Origin of the sequence: Robbsia andropogonis, from assembly GCF_000970345.1 — a bacterium.
Taxonomy (GTDB): Bacteria; Pseudomonadota; Gammaproteobacteria; order Burkholderiales; family Burkholderiaceae; genus Robbsia; species Robbsia andropogonis.
In genome coordinates this window covers 1-2,714 of sequence record NZ_LAQU01000119.1, presented here as the reverse complement: position 1 = coordinate 2,714, position 2,714 = coordinate 1, and the positions used below count along the sequence as shown (strand labels likewise).

Genomic DNA, 2,714 nt, shown 5'->3' with positions numbered 1-2,714 from the left:
CTAGGAAAGTCCAATGTCGTGAAAATTCTCGCCCAGGCTATGCTGAATGCGACACAATCTGACAGCAGCGTCGGGCAATTGATTTTTGATATAAATGGTGAGTACGCCAACGATAATCCGCAGGACGGAAATCGTTCGCTAAGGTCTGCGAACGCTGCTCGGTGCGAAGTTTATGCTCTCACTGAAAGGCAAGGTACGCCGTCCCGTTCACTTCGCCTTAACTTCTACGAGCAGCCCGAGTCGACGCTGGAGATCCTGGGCGGTATGCTTGCTCAAGATAATCGGGCTTCGGGTTATGTGGCTAGCTTTGCTAGCATTCGACTACCTGATATCGCATCCACGATTGGTCTCCCAAGAAACGAGCAAACCCGTCCAGTTCGTAAGATATTGTTTTATTGGGCTATTTTGCATAAGGCTGGTTACGATGCAGACGAACGTCGCCTTCGTAATCTACGCGTTCAAGTTCCTAGCGGGAATGCCTTTGATCCACATTTCGCCGCGGATATGCGTGAAGCGGCATTTCAGGTAGTGAGGAAGGAGGCCGCCCCGGCTGCGCCAAATTCGCTGGATAGCCTCGTGGCCGAACTTGAAGTTATCGCGGAGTTTCGGCGCCTGGATCCGCAGCATTCGAGCTTCACCAAGACAGCTAAATCGGGAAGAACATTATTTGACTCAGACGATTCCGCACTGCTCGATTTCTTTTCTCCGGGGCCAGGGCGATCCGGCCCGACGTTGATAAGGCCGTACAGGATATTTCATTCGCCGCAAGCCGGTGCATTCGTCGATGAAATATTGAAGTTGCTCGATGAGGGGAGAACTGTCATTCTGGATTTGGGCAACGCAACAGATCAAATTCGCCGCTATTTTTCAGACATGCTTTCAAAGGCGGTGTTTTCGCATCAAGAAACGAAATTTGTCGAAAATAAATTATATGATTCCTTTGTTCAACTTTATTTCGAAGAAGCGCATAATTTGTTCCCGCCGGAAAGTCGCGACCTTACAGATGTTTATGCTCGATTTGCAAAAGAGGGCGCGAAATTTCATATCGGCATGGTTTATTCAACGCAGTCACCGTCGACCATAAACAAAGAACTCCTAGCTCAAACAGAAAATTTCTTCGTTGGCCATCTTTCTAGTGTGGATGAGACTCGTTCCCTTTCGCGTGTGCAGGTTGCGTTTGCGGGAATAGAAAATGACATTCTAAAAGCCAAAACCCCCGGCTATATGCGAATGCTAACGCTGTCGCATCGATTTGTTGTGCCGACACAAGTCCTTAAGTTCGAGGCCACGCAGTAATCCACTAGCGCATGAAAAGAAGGGGATAGGTAAATGCCGTACGCGCAGGGTAATAGACTTGCTGGAGAGACTGCGTCCAAGCTAGGACATCTCGCAGTGCTAGAGAGCGAGTGGGTCAGATCGCTTGTTGCAGATTTCGAAAATGTAACGCCCCTCGATAGTGACCCATCGAATACTTTATGGACTGAATTTGATTCAACCGACATAGCCCCTTTACGTAGTATTTGGGCTGTCGATGGTTCATTTGTTACGGTGAAGTCCGAGCAGAAGCCACCGAAAGAAGTTGTATTCGTAAAAACGGCATTGTTGATGCTAGATCGTGCGAAACTTGATTCTATTGATAAGGATCTTCCCCATCCACTGCTTTTAAGAGATGCATTAAAAGATAGCGGGGTACAGCACGCGACCGTTTTCCCACTGAAAAACGTAAGAACAAGCATGGGAAATAACTACCATGCAGTGCGTCATATTATTCGTGATTCGATGCGCGTTGATCAAGGAGGCGCATTTTATGACACACTGAAATGGTTAGCATATAAACAGTGGAATCCTAAAGCTGAGGCACGTTCTCCGGGTTTCGAATGCCCACATTGCGAAAAACCGATTGTCGATGGTCTGCCACACGAGGCAGACGAAATAAACTGCCCACATTGTGCAAAGGCGGTTTTTCTGTCTGATATTTGGGGTTTTCACCTTGATATGGAGGATGATAGCGCGCCCGAATCTTTGGGCTCGTCGTATATGTTGGTAATGGAGCACCTAATGCTTTTTACCGCTGTACGTTTAATGTGGAATCACACCGATTCATCGTTGGTTAGCGACACATTGTTTATCAAAGATGGGCCTTTGACACTTCGCAGTCAATATTCGAAGCTTGTTCAAAATATTCGTGAGTTCCTAGAGCACGCCAAATCAATTGGTCGGCCTATACACATAATCGGCCAAGAAAAGAGCGGCACGTTCTTTGATCATCTCGCTTCTATCGTGCGTTTTTCTCCGCCTCACAATCGCGGAGAGTCTTTGAGATATGCGGTTCTCACGCACGAATTCGTTCGTCGCGAGGTTTATCGTTCTCCAGAACTATCAAGTCCATACGGCTTTCGCACGAATTGGGGGGAAAAGGTCTACGTGAAGATGGATCCAGGTGCTTATGTCGTGCTAAACGTGCCTACGGGAAACTATTTGCTTGATAGTGATCGGCCAACAAACGGCGACATTATAGGTTTGGCGAGAGTGCTTGCAACGGTCGCCTCGCTGGTTAGTCACAAGTTCGAAGGTGCTCTGTATCCAGTTGAGTTGGCAAACGGTATCGCGTCAATGTCTAGCTATCCGTCCGCAGCTATTCTTCAGCGCTTTCTGGAGTCGCAACGAAAGTGACGTGGATAGCACTATATAAAAGTTGATCGTAAGCGGCTGGT

At 47.8% G+C, this 2,714-nt stretch carries 2 protein-coding genes; both read left to right on the top strand.

Going from position 1 to position 2,714, the window contains the following annotated elements:
- A partial coding sequence (locus WM40_RS26275; RefSeq protein WP_046154521.1) for an ATP-binding protein occupies positions 1 to 1,296 on the top strand: 1,296 nt, incomplete at its 5' end.
- 33 nt (positions 1,297 to 1,329) lie between these two features.
- The gene (locus WM40_RS26270; protein ID WP_046154520.1) at positions 1,330 to 2,673 is read left to right on the top strand and encodes a hypothetical protein; all 1,344 of its coding nucleotides are present in this window, start codon (positions 1,330 to 1,332) and stop codon (positions 2,671 to 2,673) included.
- Positions 2,674 to 2,714 lie beyond the last annotated feature (41 nt).